Here is an 18,971-nt window from a genome sequence, read left to right on the forward strand (position 1 = left end):
CCCCCCCGCGTCGGGGGGGGGCGGCGAGCAGCCAGGCTCGCTCCGCTCGCGCCTCAGCGTGAGCGGGTCAGGTGCGAACCCTTGCGGGTCAGGCTCTCAGGACGAGGATGGAGGATGGGAGCGGCGGCCGGTTCCCTCACGCGCTCAGCGCCCGGCGAGCACGTGCGTGGCGATGCCGAGGCGCCTTCGGGCCGCGATCGCGAGCCCGAGGGCCCGCGCGACGCCCGCCCCCGCCATGGCGAGAGCGGCGCCGGTCGGGCCGAGGATTGGGATGAGGGCGAGGTTCAAGGCCGCCGCCAGCGCCAGGGCAGCGAGCGACACCGCCGCGCAGACCCGCTCGGCGCCGAGCATGGTGAGCACGTCCTCGCCCGGCCCGAAGGCGGCCTGGAGCGCCACGCCCGCGACGAGGATCGCGAGCAGGCCCACGCCCCCCTGGAAGCCGGAGCCGAACATGGCAAGCAGCAGCGGCGAGACGGCGAGCACGCCCGCGCCCGCCGTGAGGGTCGCGAGGGTGGTAAGCCGCACGGCCTGGCGCACGAGGGCGCGCAGGGTAGCGTCGTCGCCCATGGCCCGGGCCTCGGCGAACCGGCCGGCGGTGGCCGCGGAGGCGGCATAGGGCACGAAGGCCACGAACTGGAGGATGCGGGTCGCCGCGAAATAGAGCCCCACCGCCTCGGGCGGCAGGAAGAGGCTCAGGATGAGCACGTCGACATAGCTCAGGCCCAGGGTCGTGAGGTCGACGAGCGCGATGGGGAGCGAGGCGGCGGCCCAGAGGCGCGGGCGATAGGCCCGGGAGCCCGCCGGCAATTCCCGGCGCAGGCGCGCGAGCAGCATCGTGGCCTGGACGGCGAGCGACGCCGCCGCCGCGACCGCGAAGGCGATCATCGCCACCGCCGGATCGGCGGGCGCGCCGGCCGCGATCAGGCCCACCATGGCGAGCACGATGAGGGCCGGGCGCAGGAGATAGGGCGGCGCGATGGCAAGCGCCGTCCAGTGGAAGGCGCGGGCCACCCCCTCGGCATAATCCTGCAGGGCAAAGAGCGGCAGCACGAGGAGCGCCACCACGAGCGGCGCCGTATAGGCCGCCCCGAGGCGATCGCCGCCAAGCCACAGGAGCACGCCGCCTAAAGCCGCGACGAGGAGCGCGCTCGCGAGCACGAAGAGGGCGCCGCCGGCCAGGAAGCCGCGGGCGAGGTCGGGCTCGCCGGAGGCGCGGTGATGCGGCACGAAGCGGTAGACCGACTGGCCGACGCCCCACAGGGCCCCGTGGCCGAGGATCGCAACCCAGATCCAGACCGCGGCATAGATGCCGTACTCGGCCCGGCCGAGGAGGCGGGCGAGCAGCACCTGGACGCCGTAGGCGATGGCCGCCCCGAGCACCCGGATCGCCAGCACCGCGAGCGCGGAGCGCTGCGCCCGCGCGAGCGTCGCCACGCCCCCTGCCATCGCCGCCGATGCCGCCGTCACGTCCCCTCCCTGCTCTGCTCAGGGCGTGAGCCTAGCGGGCTCGCGTTGCGGGACCCTTAAGCCGGCGCGATGCGGAACAGGCCCGCCATCCCGGCGCCCTGGTGCTCCAGGACATGGCAATGCACCACCCAGTCGCCCGGCTCCCCCGCGACGAAGGCGATCTCCACCCGCTCGCGCGGCTCGACGAGCGCGGTGTCGCGCCATTCGGGCCGGGCCACGGGGACGCCGTTGCGGGTGAGCACGCGAAAGACATGGCCGTGCAGGTGCATGGGATGGCGCCAGGCCGTGTCGTTGATGATTTCCACCCGGTACGAGCGCCCCGAGCGCAGGGTCGCGAGCACCGCGTGATCGTGGTGCCCCTCGTGGGCGGAGAGCCCGTTGAGGGTCCAGGCGACGCCCCGGCCCGCCATCTCCCGGGTAAGGCCGCCCATGGCGCCGCCTTCCAGGCGCAGGACGAGGGGTTCGGCGGCGCCCAGATCCGGCGCGGGCAGCGGGTTGGGGGCGATCGGCGTCGGGGCGGGCGCGTATTCCTCGCGGATCGGGTCGGGATCGTAGACGAGGTTGACGAGGCCATAGGCGAAGCGCGGGTCGCCGTGGTCCACCACCGCGGCCACCGCGCCCGGATCGCCGAGGCAATCGACGATGAGGTCCGTGCGCTGCCCCGGTCCCAGCACGACCCGCCTGCCCTCGGGGGCGTGCGGCTCGATCGGGTGGCCGTCGGTGGCGATCACGAGGGGGGCGAGCTCGCGGAACTCCAGGGCGTAGACCCGGGCGGAGGAGGCGTTGACGAGCCGAAGCCGCAGCCGCTCGCGCGAGCGCACCGCGAAGGCTTCGGCCGCCGAGCCGTTGAGGGTCACGACGTTGCCGAGCCGCCCGGCATGGGCCGCGTCGTGGAAGCCGCCGAAGGGCGCGAGCGCGGCCTCGCGGGTGACGCGCCAGTCCTGGAGCACCCAGGCGAGGTCGCGGTCGACCTGGAGCGGCTCGCGCGCCTCGACGACGAGGGCCCCCGCCAGTCCCCGGCCCACCGCCTCCCCGCTCAGGAGATGGGGGTGATACCAGAAGGTGCCCGCGTCCGGCAGGTCGAAGGCATAGAGGTGGCGCCCGCCGCGGGCGGGGATCGGCGCCTGCGTCAGGTGTGGAACGCCGTCCATGGCATGGGGCACCCGCACCCCGTGCCAGTGCACCGTGGTGTCCACGGGCAGGTGGTTCTCGACCTCGACCTGGAGCCGCTCGCCCTGGCGGGCCCGGATCACGGGCCCCGGCACCCCGCCATTGTAGCTCCAGACGGCGGTGTCCGGCCCGCCCGGCGCCACGAGGGGCACCTCGGCCGGGGCGATCACGAGGCGATGGGCGGCGGGCGAGCCCGCCCGGGCGGGGAGCACCCGCATCGCGGCGAGCGCGCCGGCCCCGGCGAGCAGGGCGCGGCGGGTGGGAGCGGGCATGGGTCGACCTCCGGCGTCCATGAAACCCGCTCCGGGGGCTCTGTCAAAGGCTCCACGGGAGCGCAGCGCCCGGCCGCCCTTGACTTGACCCGGAGGGGGTGCGACTCCGCGCCCGCTTTTCTTCGCAGGACGGGGCGCAGCGCATGACGCGGGCATTCATCTTTCCAGGGCAGGGCAGCCAGGCCGTGGGCATGGGCAAGGCGCTCGCCGACGCCTTCCCGGCGGCGCGCGCGGTGTTCGACGAGGTGGACGCCGCCCTGTCCCAAAGGCTCTCGGCGCTGATGTGGGAAGGCCCCGCCGACGAGCTGACGCTGACCGCCAACGCGCAGCCCGCCCTGATGGCGGTGAGCCTTGCCGCCATGCGGGTGCTGGAGGCGGAAACCGGCCTCGACCTCAAGCGCCACGCCGCCTTCGTCGCCGGCCATTCGCTCGGCGAATATTCGGCGCTCGCCGCCGCGGGCACGTTCTCGATCGCCGACACGGCCCGCCTGCTGCGCATCCGCGGCGACGCGATGCAGCGGGCGACCCCCGTCGGCACCGGCGCCATGGCGGCGCTGCTCGGCCTCGAGCTCGAGGCCGCCGCCGAGGTCGCCCGCGAGGCGGCGCAGGGCGACGTCTGCGACGTGGCGAACGACAATGGCGGGGCGCAGGTGGTGGTCTCGGGCGACAAGGCCGCGGTCGAGCGTGCCGTCGCGCTCGCCCCCGGGCGCGGCGCCAAGCGCGCCGTGATGCTCGCGGTCTCCGCCCCCTTCCACTGCGCCCTGATGGCGCCTGCGGCCGACGCCATGCGTGAGGCGCTGGCGGGCGTGACCCTTCGGGCGCCGGCGGTGCCCGTGGTCGCCAACGTGGAGGCCGCCCCCCTCTCCGACCCGGAAGCGATCCGCGACGCGCTCATCCGGCAGGTGACGGGCACCGTGCGCTGGCGCGAGAGCGTCGCCCACATGGCGGCGCGGGGCGTCGACAGCTTCCTGGAGGTCGGCTCCGGCAAGGTGCTGACGGGGCTCGTCAAGCGCATCGCCGCGGGCGCGACGGGCTCGGCCATCGGCACGCCCGACGACGTCGCGGCCTTCAAGACCCACCTCAACGCCTGACGCGAGGACGCAACATGTTCGATCTCACCGGCCGCAAGGCCCTCGTGACGGGTGCCACCGGCGGCATCGGCGGCGCCATCGCCCGCGCGCTCCACGCCCAGGGCGCCACCGTCGCCCTCTCGGGCACCCGCCGCGCCGCTCTCGACGAGCTTGCCGCCGCGCTCGGCGAGCGCGTCCACGTGCTGGAGGCGAACCTCGGCGACAAGGACTCGGTGGAGGGCCTGATGCCCGCGGCGGAAGCGGCGCTCGGCGGCCTCGACGTCCTCGTGAACAATGCCGGCATCACCCGCGACAACCTCTTCCTGCGCATGAAGGACGAGGAGTGGGACAGCGTCATGTCGGTGAACCTCACCGCTGCCTTCCGCCTCTCGCGCGCCGCCGTGAAGGGCATGATGCGCCGCCGCCACGGCCGGATCGTCAATATCGGCTCGGTCGTGGGCTCCACGGGCAATCCCGGCCAGGGCAACTATGCCGCCGCGAAGGCGGGCCTGATCGGCCTGTCGAAGGCGCTCGCGGCGGAGGTGGCGAGCCGGGGCATCACCGTGAACGTCGTGGCGCCGGGCTTCATCGAGTCGCCGATGACGGACGCCCTCAACGAGAAGCAGCGCGAGGCGATCCTCGGCAACGTGCCCGCCGGGCGCCTGGGCTCGGGCGCCGAGATCGCGGCGGCCGTGGTCTACCTCGCCTCGAACGAGGCCGCCTACGTCACGGGCACGACGCTGCACGTGAACGGCGGCATGGCGATGTTTTGAGATTGGCCCGATAACCTCGCCGATCTCGCCCGCCCACCTCGTCCTGAGGCGCCCCGCAACGCGGGGCCTCGAAGGGCGTTCCAGTGGTCTCCCTGCGACCGTGGCGAGGTGGTGCGTGCTTCGAGACGGCCTGCGCCGCAGGCCTCCTCAGCATGAGGGGAGACGGGAGCAAGTCTTTCCGGGTCGGCTCTTGAGGGCGCGGCGCCCCCCGACGCCGCGCCCTCAATTATCAGGCCGAGCGGCCGGTCTCGTTCGAGCCGGCGCCCCCGCCGGACTGCTGGCCCGGGTTGCCGTTCCCCTGGATCGCGCTGCGGGCGAGGCTGAAGACCGCGGCGCCGACGAGCCCGCCCGGGACGCCCATGGCCGAGATCTGCTGCAGGTTGGAGACGGTCTGCAGCAGGTTCGTGAACATGTTCCCGTTCTGCTGCGATTGGGTCGACTGCAGGGTCTGCTGGGTCATGGTCTGCTGCACGTTGCTGGAATTGGACATGGGCAGGGTCGACATGGTGCGCCTTTCCGAATGGTTGTGAACGTCGGCGAATATAAAATATCAGTTATAATAATCAAATATGATTTTATGTCATCGAATGGACCAGCCTCGATGCTCCCGCTAGATGCGAGACGCCCGACCGCTCCCTCCCGCGCGGCCCTCGCCACGGGCGAAAGCGCGTGCTAATCACGCCTCCACCGCTTCGGGGACTTGACCGCCGACGCAAATCCCGCTTTGCACGGCATTGTCGGCGCTGCGTCCTTACCGATGTCGCGTCGCCCTCCACCCTCCGAGCCCCTCACCGTCCGGGCTCCCATCGACTGAAACGAGGAACGACCGATGAGTGACATCGCTGAGCGCGTGAAGAAGATCGTGATCGAGCACCTGGGCGTTGAGTCCGAGAAGGTGACCGAGAACGCGAACTTCATCGACGATCTCGGCGCCGACAGCCTCGACACCGTCGAGCTCGTGATGGCGTTCGAGGAGGAGTTCAACGTCGAGATCCCGGACGACGCGGCCGAGACGATCGTCACCGTCGGCGACGCGATCAAGTTCCTCGAGAAGAACGCGGCCTGACGGCCGGGGCGCTCCGGGTCCGCCCGGGGCGCCGCACCCATTTTTCACAGCGGATTCTTTGATGCGTCGCGTCGTCATCACCGGCCTTGGCCTGGTCACCCCCCTCGGCTGCGGAGTCGAGCCCACCTGGCGGCGTCTGGTCGCGGGGGAGAGCGGCGCGTCGAGGGTCGAGAAGTTCGAGGTCTCCGACCTCGCCTGCAAGATCGCCTGCCAGATCCCCCGGGGCGACGGCACCGAGGGCACCTTCAATCCCGACCAGTGGATGGAGCCCAAGGAGCAGCGCAAGGTCGACGAGTTCATCATCTTCGCTATGGCGGCCGCCACGCAGGCCCTCACGGATGCCGGATGGCATCCCAAGACCCACGAGGACCAGACCGCCACGGGCGTGCTGATCGGGTCGGGCATCGGCGGCATCGAGGGCATCTACGAGGCCTCGACGATCCTCAACGAGAAGGGCCCGCGCCGCATCTCGCCCTTCTTCATCCCCGGGCGCCTCATCAACCTCGCCTCGGGCTATGTCTCCATCGAGCACGGCCTCAAGGGCCCGAACCACTCGGTGGTGACGGCCTGCTCCACGGGCGCCCACGCCATCGGCGACGCGGCCCGCCTCGTGGCGCTCGGCGACGCGGACGTGATGGTGGCCGGCGGCACCGAATCCCCGATCAACCGCTTGGCGCTCGCGGGCTTCGCCTCCTGCCGCGCCCTCTCGACCCGCTTCAACGACGAGCCGACCCGGGCCTCGCGCCCCTACGACCGCGACCGCGACGGCTTCGTCATGGGCGAGGGCGCAGGCGTGGTGGTGCTCGAGGAATACGAGCACGCCAAGGCGCGCGGCGCCAAGATCTATGCCGAGGTGGTGGGCTACGGCCTGTCGGGCGACGCGTTCCACATCACCTCCCCGTCCGAGGACGGCGACGGCGCCTATCGCTGCATGCAGGCGGCCCTCAAGCGCGCCGGCATCAGCCCCTCGGACATCGACTACATCAACGCCCACGGCACCTCGACGCCCTTAGGCGACGAGATCGAGCTGCGCGCCGTCGAGCGCCTGGTGGGCAACGCGGCGGCGACGCTCGCGATGTCCTCGACGAAGTCGTCGGTCGGGCATCTGCTAGGCGCCGCGGGCGCGGTGGAGGCGATCTTCTCGGTGCTCGCCATGCGCGACGGCATCGTGCCGCCGACCCTCAACCTCGACCACCCGTCCGTCGAGACCCCCATCGACCTGTCGCCCCGCGAGGCGAAGCGGCGCGACATCGACGTCGTGCTCTCGAACTCGTTCGGCTTCGGCGGCACCAACGCCTCGCTCGTGTTCCGCCGCGCGGCCTGAGCCCCGTCCGCACCCCACCGGCCGGCGATCCCGTCCAAGCGGCGGGATCTCGCGCGCCTGTCCGTCGGCACGGGGGGCCGACGGGGGTCCGTTCTCTTCCTGTGGTCGAATCGGCGGCGCGCTTTCGCCACATTCCCGGTTAGGTTAGCTTTCACCGTACCGCCGGCCGGCGGGTTCCTCGCCGCTCCAGCTCGTGACCCCACCGCATGTTCGGTCGACGTAAAGACGCTCCCCCGCCTCCCCCGCCGGCGAGCCCGTCCACGAGCGGGCAGATGCGCATGGCGCCTCGGAGCCCGAGCGAGGCGATCAAGCCTACGACCGCTCCCCCGCCGCCGCCCAAGGTCCGCCGCCCCCGGGGCGGCCTGCTCTCGTCCATGAGCGCGGCCTTGAGCCTCGTGCTGTTCCTGGCGGTGGGCGCCATGCTCGCGGTCACCTTCGTGAGCCGGCAGGCGGGCGAGGCCGGCCCGCTCGCCATGGACAAGGTGGTGCTCATCCCCCGCAACACGGGCGTGAACGAGATCGCCGAGCTCCTGCGCCGCGAGGGCGTGATCGCCCAGCCGACCCTGTTCGAGCTCTACGCGCTTCTCAACCGGCAGCGCGGCGCCCTCAGGGCGGGCGAGTACCAGTTCAAGGCCAACGTGAGCATCGACGGCGCCCTGGACGTCCTCACCAGCGGCCGCTCGATCCTCCACTCCTTCAGCGTGCCCGAGGGCCTCACGAGCCAGCAGATCATCGCCCGCATGATGGAGAACGAGATCCTCACGGGGGAGGTCGCGGAGGTGCCGCCCGAGGGCTCGCTCCTGCCCGACACCTACAAGTTCGAGCGCGGCATGACCCGCCAGCAGCTCGTCGCCTCCATGCAGTCGCAGCAGCGCCAGGCGCTGAACCAGATCTGGTCGCGCCGCGCCTCCGACCTGCCGATCAAGACCCCGCAGGAGCTCGTGATCCTCGCCTCGATCGTGGAGAAGGAGACGGGCCGGGCGGACGAGCGCACCCGGGTCGCGGGGGTGTTCGTCAACCGGCTCAACAAGCGCATGCGGCTCCAGAGCGATCCCACGATCGTCTACGGCCTCGTGGGCGGCAAGGGCACGCTGGGACGGGGCATCACCCGCGCCGAGATCGACCGGCCGACGCCCTACAACACCTATGCCGTCGACGGCCTGCCCCCCGGCCCCATCGCCAATCCGGGCCGCGCCGCCATGGAGGCGGTGGCGAGCCCCTCGCGCACCCGCGACCTCTATTTCGTCGCCGACGGCACCGGCGGGCACGCCTTCGCCGAAAGCTACGAGCAGCACCAGCGCAACGTGGCGCGCTGGCGGCAGGTCGAGCGGTCGCGCGACGCGGGCCAGGCCGGCGCCGCGGCGGTCGATCGCGTAGAGCCGCCGCCGCCCGAGACGCGGGGCGACGCTCCCGCCGCGGCCTCCGCCTTCACGGCGGCAGGCCTCCCGGGCCCGGCCCGCACGGGCAGCAACCCGGCGGACCCGATCGCCGGCACGGCCCGCGATCCGCTTCTCAACAACACCTTCGACCTGAACTCGCCCAAGAACGTGCCGATCGCGGAGGAGCCGCCTGCCCCAGGCCGGCGGACCGGCGAGCGCACGAAGCCCGCCAACGGCCAGGCCGAGCGCGCGGCGCGGAGAGAAGCCGCCAAGCCCGCGCCGAAGCCTGACACGGCCGATAAGCCCGCCGTCGCCGAGAAGCCCGCTCCCCGCCGCCAGCAGCAGCGCGCGCAGCCCGCCCAGGCGCCAGCACAGGCCCCCGCCGAGAACTGATGCCTCGACGAGAACGGCCGCCCCGTGGAGGGCGGCCGCGTCGGTCGTCTCAAAATCTTGCCCGGCCTGTGCTCCTCTCCTCCTCATGATGAGGTGCGAGCCGTAGGCGAGCCTCGAAGCACGCAGCGCGTCGCCGCAGGCTCCGGAAGATCCCCGGATCAAGTCAGGGGTCGCATCTTGGAGCCTGCCCCCGAAGGCGGGGACGAGGGTGGAGCCACGTTCCGCCCAGCCTCTCAGCCGCCGCCTCACACGGGCAGGGTCGTCGCGCCCGTGAGATGCATGTCGATGGCGCGCGCGGCCTGGCGGCCCTCGCGGATCGCCCAGACCACCAGGGACTGGCCGCGACGCATGTCGCCGGCGACGAAGACCTTCTCGGCCGAGGTCCGGTAGGCCCGGTCGTCCGCCAGCACGTTGCCGCGCCGGTCGAGATCGATCTCGGCCTGCTCGATGAGGCCCGCCTTGACGGGGCCTGCGAAGCCGATGGCGATGAAGACGAGATCCGCCTTGATGACGAACTCGCTGCCGGGGATCGGCTGGCGCTTCTCGTCGACGCGGGCGCAGAGCACGCCCGTGACGCGGCCGTTCTTGCCCTCGATCCCGAGCGTCGCCGCCGCGAACTCGCGCTCGGCTCCCTCCGCCTGCGAGGAGGAGGTGCGCATCTTGGTCGGCCAATAGGGCCACACCTTGAGCTTGTCCTCCCGCTCGGGGGGCTTGGGGCGGATGTCGAGCTGGGTCACGCAGAGCGCGCCCTGGCGGAAGGCGGTGCCGACGCAGTCGGACGCCGTGTCGCCGCCGCCGATGACGACGACATGCTTGCCGCCGGCCAGGATGTCGGGCTCCTCGCCCATGGTCTCCCGCCCGACCCGGCGGTTCGACTGGGTGAGATAGGGCATGGCGTAGTGCACGCCCTTGAGGTCCTGCCCCGGGAGCTTGGGATCGCGGGGGTCCTCGGCACCGCCGGCCAGCAGCACGGCGTCGAACTCGTTGTGGAGCGAGGCGAAGCTTTTCGTCACCCCGATGTTCACGCCGTAATGGAACACGACGCCCTCCGCCTCCATCTGCTTCACGCGGCGGTCGATGTGGTGCTTCTCCATCTTGAAGTCGGGGATGCCGTAGCGCAGCAGGCCGCCGGCGCGGGGCTCGCGCTCGAAAACGTGCACCTCGTGGCCGACGCGGGCGAGCTGCTGGGCGGCGGCGAGGCCCGCCGGCCCCGAGCCGATCACCGCCACGCGGCGGCCGGTCTGGGTTTGGGGCGGCTCCGGCTTGATCCAGCCCATCTCCCAGGCCTTGTCGGCGATGGCCTGCTCGATGGTCTTGATGGTAACCGGCTGGTTCTCGAGGTTGAGCGTGCAGGCCTCCTCGCAGGGCGCGGGGCAGATGCGGCCGGTGAACTCGGGAAAGTTGTTCGTGGAATGGAGGTTGCGCGAGGCCTCCTCCCAGGCGTCGTTGAAGACGAGGTCGTTCCAGTCGGGGATCTGGTTATGGACCGGGCAGCCCGTCGGGCCGTGGCAGAAGGGGATGCCGCAATCCATGCAGCGTGCCGCCTGCTTCTGCAGGTCGCGATCCTCCAGCGGGAGGGTGAACTCCCGGAAGTGACGCACCCTGTCGCCCGCGAGCTGATACTTCTGCTCCTGGCGGTCGTATTCGAGAAAGCCCGTGACCTTGCCCATGGTCGCCTCATCCCGCGGCCGCGCCGCCTACAAACCTCGTTCCCGGAGCCTCACCCCTTGGGGGATGCCGCTCCAGCCATTCCCTCAACGCTGCGTCGGTCGAGCGTCAGGCGGCTCGCCGCGAGGGTCGCGGAATCGCACGTCCCATCGCCCGCGCTTCCTCGATCCACTCCACGATGGCGTCCTGCACGTTGCGAAGGGCCGCCTCAGGCGTCCCCCCGTCACTCATGCAGCCCGGAAGATCCGGAACCGAAGCGAGAAATCCCCCACCGTCCTCGGGTGTCAAAGGTTCGATCAAGACGGGATATTGCAACTCCACCATCGCCGTCCTCCTCTTACCTAATCGTCAAGCTCGTCCAGGAAGCGGATGAGCTTGCGAATATAGACCGGCTTCACCGGCGACCGCGCCGGGATCGTCAATATCATGACACTCCCCGGATGCGACACCTTCCAATGCGACCCGCCGCCGCGCGGTGGGGTGCAGGACACGCTCCGCCCCGCGCAGACGGCCTGGACGTCCTGGATGGTCCAGTCGCCAGCGGGATTGCGGCGCAGACGGTTCTCAAGATCGCGCCCGCCCAATACTCACTCCGCCGCGTGCATCATCTGCGCCCGCTCCATCTCCTGCAGCGCGCGCCGGTACTCCACCGGCATCACCTTGACGAACTTCGTCCGGTAGCCCGCCCAATCGTCGAGGATGGCCTTGGCCACCGTCGAGCCCGTATAGGTGTGGTGGTTGGCGATAAGCTGCATGAGGCGCTCCTCGTCGTGGCCCGACATGTTGGCCAGGAGGTCGATGCGCCCCTTGGTCTCCAGGTCGCCGCCATGGTGGTGGAGGCGCTGCATGAGGTCCTCCTCCTCCGGCACCGGCTCCAGATCGACCATGGAGAGGTTGCAGCGGCGGCCGAAGGAGCCGTCCTCGTCGAGCACGTAGGCGATGCCGCCCGACATGCCCGCCGCGAAGTTGCGCCCCGTCTGGCCGAGCACCACAACCACGCCGCCGGTCATGTACTCGCAGCCGTGATCCCCCGTGCCCTCGACCACCGCGATGGCGCCCGAGTTGCGCACGGCGAAGCGCTCGCCCGCCACCCCGCGGAAGTAGCACTCGCCCGCGATCGCTCCGTAGAGCACCGTGTTGCCCACGATGATGGAGCGCTCAGGGATAGCCCGGGACTCCGCCGCCGGCCGGATGATCAGCTTTCCGCCCGACAGGCCCTTGCCGACATAGTCGTTGGCCTGGCCCACCAGCGTGAGGGTCACGCCGGCGGCGAGCCATGAGCCGAAGCTCTGGCCGGCGGTGCCGGTGAGGCGCACGTCGATGGTGTCGTCGGGCAGGCCCTCGTGGCCGTAGCGCTTGGCGACCTCGCCCGAGAGCATGGCGCCGACCGTGCGGTCCGCGTTGCCGATGGTCTCGGCGATCTCGACCCGCTCGCCGCGCTCCAGGGCCGGCATCGCGGCCGCGATGAGCCGCCGGTCGAGCACGTCCGCGATCGGGTGCACCTGGCGCTCGACATGGCGGATCGCCACGTCCGGGCCGACCTCGGGGCGGTGGAAGAGGCGCGTGAAGTCGAGGCCCTTGGCCTTCCAGTGGTCCACTGCCGCCTCGCGGTCGAGGACGTCGGAGCGCCCCACGAGCTCGTCGATACCCGCGAAGCCGAGCTCGGCCATGATCTCCCGGACCTCCTCCGCGACGAAGAAGAAGTAGTTGATCACATGCTCGGGCAGCCCCACGAAGCGCTTGCGCAGCACCGGGTCCTGGGTCGCCACGCCCACGGGGCAGGTGTTGAGGTGGCACTTCCTCATCATGATGCAGCCCGCAGCGATGAGGGGCGCGGTGGAGAAGCCGATCTCGTCGGCGCCGAGCAGGAACGCGATGATCGCGTCCCGTCCCGTGCGGATGCCGCCGTCGGCCTGGAGCGCCACGCGCCCGCGAAGCCGGTTGAGCACCAGGGTCTGCTGCGTCTCGGCGAGCCCGATCTCCCAAGGGCTGCCCGCATGCTTGATCGAGGTGAGCGGGGACGCGCCCGTGCCGCCCTCGAAACCCGACACCGTGATGTGGTCGGCGCGCGCCTTGGCGACGCCCGCCGCGACCGTGCCGACGCCCACCTCCGCCACGAGCTTCACCGACACGTCGGCGGCGGGGTTCACGTTCTTGAGGTCGAAGATGAGCTGGGCCAGGTCCTCGATGGAGTAGATGTCGTGGTGCGGCGGGGGCGAGATGAGGCCGACCCCCGGCGTCGAGTGGCGCAGCCGCGCGATGACGGCGTCGACCTTGTGGCCGGGCAGCTGGCCGCCCTCGCCGGGCTTGGCGCCTTGAGCCACCTTGATCTGCATCATGTCGGCGTTGACGAGGTACTCCGTGGTGACGCCGAAGCGCCCCGAGGCCACCTGCTTGATCGCCGAGCGCTTGGAACGCCCGTCCGACAGCGGCCGGTAGCGCGACGAGTCCTCGCCGCCCTCGCCCGTGTTCGACTTCGCCCCGATGGCGTTCATGGCGAGCGCCAGGGTCTCGTGCGCCTCCTTGGAGATGGCGCCGAGCGACATGGCGCCCGTGGAGAAGCGGCGCACGATGGAGGCCGCGGGCTCGACGGCGTCGGGCGCGATGGGCTCGCGGCCGATCTCCTGGGCGCTCTTCAGCCGGAACAGGCCGCGGATGGTCTTGAGGCGGCTTTCCTGCTCGTTCACGAGGCGGGCATAGTCGCGGTAGCGGTCCGCCGCGTTGAGGCGCACGGCGTGCTGGAGCGTCGCCACCGTGTCCGGGTTCCAGACATGCTCCTCGCCGCGCAGGCGGTAGGCGTATTCGCCGCCGACGTCGAGGGAGCTGCGGTAGACCGGCGCGTCGCCGAAGGCGTCGCGGTGGCGGCTCACGGTCTCCTCGCCGACCTCCGCCATCCCGATGCCCTCGATGATCGTCGAGGTGCCGAAGAAGTCGCGGTCGACGAAGTCCCGGCGCAGGCCCACCGCGTCGAAGATCTGGGCGCCGCAATAGGACTGGTAGGTCGAGATGCCCATCTTGGACATCACCTTGAGGATGCCCTTGCCGATGGACTTGATGTAGCGCTTGACCGCCTCGTCCGCGTCGACCTCCGCCGGCAGGTCGCCCCGCCGGTGCATGTCGGCGATGGTCTCGAAGGCGAGATAGGGGTTGATCGCCTCGGCGCCGTAGCCCGCAAGGCAGCAGAAATGGTGCACCTCGCGCGGCTCGCCGGATTCGAGCACGAGGCCCACCGAGGTGCGCAGCCCCTTGCGGATGAGGTAGTTGTGCACCGCCGCCGTGGCGAGCAGGGCCGGGATCGGGATGCGGTCGGGTCCCACCATCCGGTCGGACAGGATGATGATGTTGTAGCCCCCGTGCACCGCGGCCTCCGCGCGATCGCACAGGCGGTCGACGGCCCCGTCGAGACCCTCGGCGCCGGCCTCCACCGGATAGGTGATGTCGAGGGTCTTGGTGTCGAAGCGGTCCTCGAAATGGCCGATGCAGCGGATCTTCTCCAGGTCCTCGTTGGTGAGGATCGGCTGGCGGACCTCCAGGCGCTTGCGGCGCGAGGTGCCCTCGAGATCGAGGATGTTGGGGCGCGGCCCGATGAACGACACGAGGCTCATCACGAGCTCCTCGCGGATCGGGTCGATCGGCGGGTTCGTGACCTGGGCGAAGTTCTGCTTGAAATAGGTGTAGAGGAGCTTCGCCTTGTCGGAGAGGGCGGAGATCGGCGTATCCGTCCCCATGGAGCCCACCGCCTCCTGGCCCGTGACGGCCATGGGCTGCATGAGGAGCTTCAGGTCCTCCTGGGAATAGCCGAAGGCCTGCTGGCGATCGAGGAGCGACACGTCGGTGCGGCTCTCGCGGGCCTGAACGGGGCGAAGGTCCTCCAGGACGATCTGGGTGCGCTTGAGCCAGTCCTTGTAGGGATGCGCCTCGGCGAGCGAGCGCTTCATCTCGTCGTCGGAGACGATGCGGCCCTGCTCCAGGTCGATGAGCAGCATCTTGCCGGGCTGGAGGCGCCACTTCTCGACGATCCGCTCCTCGGCGATGGGCAGCACGCCGAACTCGGAGGCGAGCACCACGAGGCCGTCGTCGGTGACGAGGTAGCGGGCGGGGCGCAAGCCGTTGCGGTCGAGCGTCGCGCCGATCTGGCGTCCGTCCGTGAAGCACACGGCGGCCGGGCCGTCCCACGGCTCCATGAGCGCCGCGTGGTACTCGTAGAAGGCGCGCCGGGGCTCGTCCATGAGCGGGTTGCCGGCCCAGGCCTCCGGCACGAGCATCATCATGGCGTGGGCGAGCGAGTAGCCGCCCTGCACCAGGAACTCCAGGGCGTTGTCGAAGCACGCCGTATCGGACTGGCCCTCGTAGGAGATCGGCCAGATCTTCGAGATGTCGTTGCCGAAGAGCTCCGAGTCGACGGAGGCCTGGCGGGCCGCCATCCAGTTCACGTTGCCCCGCAGCGTGTTGATCTCGCCGTTATGGGCCACCATCCGGTAGGGGTGGGCGAGCTGCCAGGTCGGGAAGGTGTTGGTGGCGAAGCGCTGGTGGACGAGGGCGATGGCGCTCTCGAAGCGCGGGTCGGTGAGGTCGCGGTAATAGGACCCGAGCTGGGTCACGAGCACCATGCCCTTGTAGACGACGGTGCGCGAGGACAGGCAGACGGGATAATAGCCCGCCGTGCGCGGGTCCTTGAGGTCGTAGACCGCGTTCGAGATGACCTTGCGGGCGAGGAAGAGGCGGCGCTCGAAGGTGTCCTGGTCGGCGATGGACTTCGGGCGTCCGACGAAGATCTGCCGGTGCAGGGGCTCCGTCGCCTTGACGCTCTCGCCGAGATCGGAGGGGTCGACGGGGACGTCGCGCCAGCCGATCAGCTGCAGCCCTTCGTCGGCGATCGCCTTGGTGACGATCTCCTGGACGACGCGGAAGCCCTCGGGATCCCGGGGCATGAAGAGATGGCCGACGCCGTAATGGCCGGGCTCGGGCAGCCAGATGCCCTCCTTGGCGCATTCGGCCGCGAAGAAGCGGTGCGGGATCTGGACGAGGATGCCGCAGCCGTCGCCCATCTTCGGGTCGGCGCCCACCGCGCCGCGATGGTCGAGGTTGCGCAGGATTTGAAGACCCTGCTCGACGATGGCGTGGGTCTTGCGGTTCTTCATGTCGGCGATGAAGCCGACGCCGCAGGAATCCTTCTCCTGCGCCGGATCGTAGAGGCCCTGGGCGCCGGGCAGGCCGGGATCGCGCAGGGGGAACGGGCGCTGCTTCGAGCCGCGCGGGCTCGTGATGGCGGCGGCTCCGTCCGTGGTCTTCCCTTGATCGGTCATCGCTTCCCTCGCGCCCATTCGCACCATCGGTTGACGGCCGCCCGTGCCGTCGCCCTTGTCCCGTGTCGAGGTCGGTCGTCCTGGTGAGGGGAACGTCCGCGCCTCGCGGACACTCCCGCCGGGGCTGATCAGCCGGCGCGCGTCCGCAGCGCCCGCGTCGTGCGGGCAGTCCGTTTGAGAGCTCGTTTGGCCGTGGTCCGGGCCATGGTCTCAACCCCGTTGCGGGAGGGCCGCCGGGGCCCCGCCTATTGGGACAGCATCACTGTCCTTTTACATCCCGGAAACTGACAGATTTCGATAGGGTGCACAAGGGGGCAACGGCACGTTTTTTGGTGTTTTATTACGCGCCGAGCTGGCGACGCGAAACGAAGCGCATGCACACCCTGGCTTAAGCGTATTTCCTATCGCTCAACGAGGCACGCCCGCCCCCTTCACCGCCAGTCCCGTCCGCGAAAGCGCCTCAGCCGGTCCGCAGATCGTGCAGGCAGACCATGACGGCAGGGTCCGATCCGGTCTAAGAAGCCGGGAGGGGATCGGGACCGGAGGACGGGATGAACTTCGCCAGCGACAACGTCATGGGGGCAAGCCGCCCCGTGCTGGAGGCCCTCGTCGCGGCCAATGACGGGCCCATGCCCGCCTATGGCGCCGATCCGCTCACGGCGCGGGTCGAGGCCGCGTTCTGCGGGCTCTTCGAGCGGGAGGTCGCCGTGAGCCTCGTGGCGACGGGCACGGGCGCCAACGCCCTGGCGCTCTCGGCCCTCGTGCCGCCCTACGGCCTCGCCGTGTGCCATGCCGAGGCCCACATCATCGACGACGAGTGCGGCGCGCCCGAGTTCTTCATGCACGGCGCCAAGCTCGCCGGGCTGCCGGGCGTCGGCGCGAAGCTCGCGCCCGATACCGTGGCCGCCTATCTCGACGGGCTTTCCCGCTCGGTGAAGCAGATGCCGCCCCGGGCGCTGTCGATCTCCCAGGTCACGGAGTGCGGCCTCGTCTACACGCCCGACGAGATCCGCGCCCTCGCCGACGTCGCCCACGCCCGGGGCCTCGCCGTCCACATGGACGGGGCGCGGTTCGCCAACGCCCTCGTGGCGCTGGGCTGCCGCCCCGCCGAGATAACCTGGAAGGCGGGCGTCGACGTCCTCACCTTCGGCGCCACCAAGAACGGCTGCCTTGCCGCCGAGGCGGTGATCTTCTTCGATCCCGCACAGGCTGAGTCCATGCCCTGGCGGCGCAAGCGCTCGGGCCACACCCTGTCGAAGGGCCGGCTCCTCTCGGCGCAGCTCGACGCCTATCTGGCCGACAGCCACTGGCTCGCCAACGCGCGGCATGCCAACGCCATGGCGGCGTGCCTCTCCCAGGGGCTGTGCGAGCGGCCCGGCGTGCGCCTGGCCTGGGCCACGCAGGCCAACGAGGTCTTCGCGATCCTGCCCCGCTCCCTCGACGAGGCGTTGCGGGCGGCGGGCGCCGTCTACCACCCCTGGACGCCCTCGAGCCTGCCGCCGGACGAGAGGGTCGCCGAGGACGAGGTGCTCGTGCGCCTCGTCACCTCCTTCGCCACGAGCCCCGAAATGATCGACCGCCTCCTCGCCGTCGCCCACGGACGCAGGGTCGCGGCCGAATAGCCGAGCTTCGCCCTAGCCCCGCCGCAATCCCTGATGATGGTCCCGGCCATGATGTACAAAGCGCACCCCGTCCCGTTCGCCGCCCTCGCCCTCGCGGTCGCCCTCGCCGCCGCGACGCCGGCGGCGGCGCAGTTCTCGAACGTGCCTCCCCTCCCCGTCCCGGGCGCTGCCGAGCCCCCGCTGTCCGGCCGGCAGGTGCTCCAGATCCTGTCGCGGCGCGGCTTCGAGCCCCTGTCGGGCGCCCGCTTCAACGGCGACGCCTATGTGGTGGACGCCGTGTCGCCCCGCGGCGAGACCGTCCGCCTCCTGGTCGACGCCTTCGACGGGCAGGTGCTGCGCCGGGTCAACCTGGAGGGTGGCTCCCTCGACACCCGGGGCTACGAGGCGCCGCCCCCGTGGGTTCGCCGCTACGAGCGGCCCGGCGTGGTGGAAGAGGAGGAGATCGTACGGCCGGCCCCGCGCCAGCCGCGCCCCGCCCCGACGGTGCGCGTCGAGCCGCCGCCGGCCGCGGCGCCGCGCGCCGTGACCCCTGCCCCTGCCGAGCGCCCCGTCGCGGCGGCCCCAACGCCCGCGCCCGAGCGGCCCCGTGCCCGCGCCGTGCCGCCCGCGCCCGCTCCCGCCGTGAAGGCTCCCGAGCCCCAGCCCGAGCGGCCCGCCGCCGTCGCGACGCCGCAGGCGCCCCGCACCGGTCCCGTCCGCGTGATCGAGGGCGTGACCCCGGTCCTGCCGCGCAGCCAGCGCGGCGTCGACGAGATCGGCGTCCCGGCCCCCGAGGCGCCGCCCGAGCCGAAGGTCGAATGAGCGCATGAAAAAAGCGCCCCGGTGATCCGGGGCGCTCCACTCTTCACCGATGAAGGCGAGGGGGCTGCCTTTAAGCGGCCTGCTGCTCGATGGTCTTGGGCTCGGTGGTGCCGCTGATCGGGATCAGGCGGGGCTTCTTGGCCTCGGGGATCTGGCGCTCGAGCTCCACGTGGAGGAGGCCGTTCGCAAGGCCGGCGCCCTTCACCTGCACGCCGTCGGCGAGCTGGAAGCGGCGCTCGAAGGCGCGGGCCGCGATGCCCTGGTGGAGCATCTCGGTCTTGCGCTCACCCTCCTCGGGCCCCTTGGAGCCGCGGATCGTGAGGGTGTTCTCCTTCACCTCGATGGCGAGGTCGGCTTCCGTGAAGCCGGCGACCGCGACCGTGATGCGGTAGGCGGTCTCGCCCGTCCGCTCGATGTTGTAGGGCGGGTAGCTCGGAGCGGCGTCGACGCCGACGATCTGGTCGAGCATCGAGAACAGGCGGTCGAACCCGACCGTGTTGCGGTAGAGGGGAGCAAGATCGAACTGTCGCATGGCATATCCTCCTTGAAGCGACATGCAGAAAGCGGTCCGCCCGAGGGCCGGACCCGTCGTGCCGCCGTCATGGCCGGCACGGTCTTGAGGTGGGGGCGTGCCGTTCCGGCGTCAAGAGGTCCGAGACC

The 18,971-nt window shown here is 71.1% G+C and carries 14 protein-coding genes and 1 pseudogene; 7 read left to right on the top strand and 8 right to left on the bottom strand.

What is annotated here, in order from left to right:
- Positions 1–144: 144 nt before the first annotated feature.
- Together F0L46_RS13785 and F0L46_RS13790 are read right to left on the bottom strand one after the other, a co-directional pair.
- Positions 145–1,467 carry a lipopolysaccharide biosynthesis protein gene (locus tag F0L46_RS13785; RefSeq protein WP_240539991.1) on the bottom strand — a complete coding sequence of 441 codons (1,323 nt, stop codon included), beginning with the start codon at positions 1,465–1,467 and terminating at the stop codon, positions 145–147.
- A gap of 56 nt (positions 1,468–1,523) precedes the next feature.
- A complete protein-coding gene (locus F0L46_RS13790) occupies positions 1,524–2,909 on the bottom strand; it encodes a multicopper oxidase family protein (RefSeq protein ID WP_149818470.1) in 1,386 nt (461 codons plus the stop codon).
- Positions 2,910–3,052: 143 nt separating this feature from the next.
- Between F0L46_RS13790 and fabD the strand changes: the two genes are divergently transcribed.
- Positions 3,053–4,000, top strand: coding sequence for an ACP S-malonyltransferase (fabD, locus tag F0L46_RS13795; protein ID WP_149818472.1), 948 nt, complete (start codon positions 3,053–3,055; stop codon positions 3,998–4,000).
- 14 nt (positions 4,001–4,014) lie between these two features.
- Positions 4,015–4,752 carry a 3-oxoacyl-[acyl-carrier-protein] reductase gene (gene fabG / locus F0L46_RS13800; protein WP_149818474.1) on the top strand — a complete coding sequence of 246 codons (738 nt, stop codon included), beginning with the start codon at positions 4,015–4,017 and terminating at the stop codon, positions 4,750–4,752.
- Positions 4,753–4,981: 229 nt separating this feature from the next.
- Here fabG and F0L46_RS13805 read toward each other — a convergent pair whose 3' ends face one another.
- Positions 4,982–5,257 carry a hypothetical protein gene (locus F0L46_RS13805; RefSeq protein WP_149818476.1) on the bottom strand — a complete coding sequence of 92 codons (276 nt, stop codon included), beginning with the start codon at positions 5,255–5,257 and terminating at the stop codon, positions 4,982–4,984.
- Positions 5,258–5,581: 324 nt separating this feature from the next.
- Here F0L46_RS13805 and F0L46_RS13810 point away from each other — a divergent pair, with 324 nt between their 5' ends.
- The 3 genes and pseudogenes from F0L46_RS13810 to mltG form a co-directional block, all read left to right on the top strand.
- Complete coding sequence (locus tag F0L46_RS13810) at positions 5,582–5,818, top strand: acyl carrier protein (RefSeq protein WP_149818478.1); 237 nt, start codon at positions 5,582–5,584, stop codon at positions 5,816–5,818.
- 61 nt (positions 5,819–5,879) lie between these two features.
- Positions 5,880–7,142: a beta-ketoacyl-ACP synthase II gene (fabF, locus tag F0L46_RS13815; protein ID WP_149818480.1), complete on the top strand. Its 1,263-nt coding sequence runs from the start codon at positions 5,880–5,882 to the stop codon at positions 7,140–7,142.
- Positions 7,143–7,348: 206 nt separating this feature from the next.
- A pseudogene (gene mltG / locus F0L46_RS13820) lies at positions 7,349–8,710 on the top strand (endolytic transglycosylase MltG); the annotation flags it as partial.
- A 449-nt stretch (positions 8,711–9,159) separates the two neighbouring features.
- Here the strand turns inward: mltG and F0L46_RS13825 are convergent.
- From F0L46_RS13825 to gltB, 4 genes are all read right to left on the bottom strand, one after another.
- Positions 9,160–10,584, bottom strand: coding sequence for a glutamate synthase subunit beta (locus F0L46_RS13825; protein WP_149818484.1), 1,425 nt, complete (start codon positions 10,582–10,584; stop codon positions 9,160–9,162).
- A gap of 106 nt (positions 10,585–10,690) precedes the next feature.
- The gene (locus F0L46_RS13830; protein WP_149818486.1) at positions 10,691–10,906 is read right to left on the bottom strand and encodes a type II toxin-antitoxin system HicB family antitoxin; all 216 of its coding nucleotides are present in this window, start codon (positions 10,904–10,906) and stop codon (positions 10,691–10,693) included.
- Between the two features lie 17 nt (positions 10,907–10,923).
- Positions 10,924–11,166, bottom strand: a complete 243-nt coding sequence (locus F0L46_RS13835) for a type II toxin-antitoxin system HicA family toxin (RefSeq protein ID WP_149818488.1) — start codon at positions 11,164–11,166, stop codon at positions 10,924–10,926.
- Positions 11,167–11,169: 3 nt separating this feature from the next.
- The gene (gene gltB, locus F0L46_RS13840) at positions 11,170–15,888 is read right to left on the bottom strand and encodes a glutamate synthase large subunit (protein WP_149818490.1); all 4,719 of its coding nucleotides are present in this window, start codon (positions 15,886–15,888) and stop codon (positions 11,170–11,172) included.
- Positions 15,889–16,439: 551 nt separating this feature from the next.
- Here gltB and F0L46_RS13845 point away from each other — a divergent pair.
- Both F0L46_RS13845 and F0L46_RS13850 read left to right on the top strand, forming a co-directional pair.
- On the top strand, positions 16,440–17,510 hold the full coding sequence (locus tag F0L46_RS13845; RefSeq protein WP_149818492.1) for a threonine aldolase family protein: 1,071 nt from the start codon (positions 16,440–16,442) through the stop codon (positions 17,508–17,510).
- Between the two features lie 48 nt (positions 17,511–17,558).
- Positions 17,559–18,311, top strand: a complete 753-nt coding sequence (locus tag F0L46_RS13850; protein WP_149818494.1) for a hypothetical protein — start codon at positions 17,559–17,561, stop codon at positions 18,309–18,311.
- 70 nt (positions 18,312–18,381) lie between these two features.
- Here the strand turns inward: F0L46_RS13850 and F0L46_RS13855 are convergent, their stop codons facing one another.
- Positions 18,382–18,843 carry an Hsp20 family protein gene (locus F0L46_RS13855; RefSeq protein WP_149818496.1) on the bottom strand — a complete coding sequence of 154 codons (462 nt, stop codon included), beginning with the start codon at positions 18,841–18,843 and terminating at the stop codon, positions 18,382–18,384.
- Between the last annotated feature and the right edge of the window lie 128 nt (positions 18,844–18,971).

It is taken from the genome of Salinarimonas soli, assembly GCF_008386575.1.
Classification (GTDB): Bacteria; Pseudomonadota; Alphaproteobacteria; order Rhizobiales; family Beijerinckiaceae; genus Salinarimonas_A; species Salinarimonas_A soli.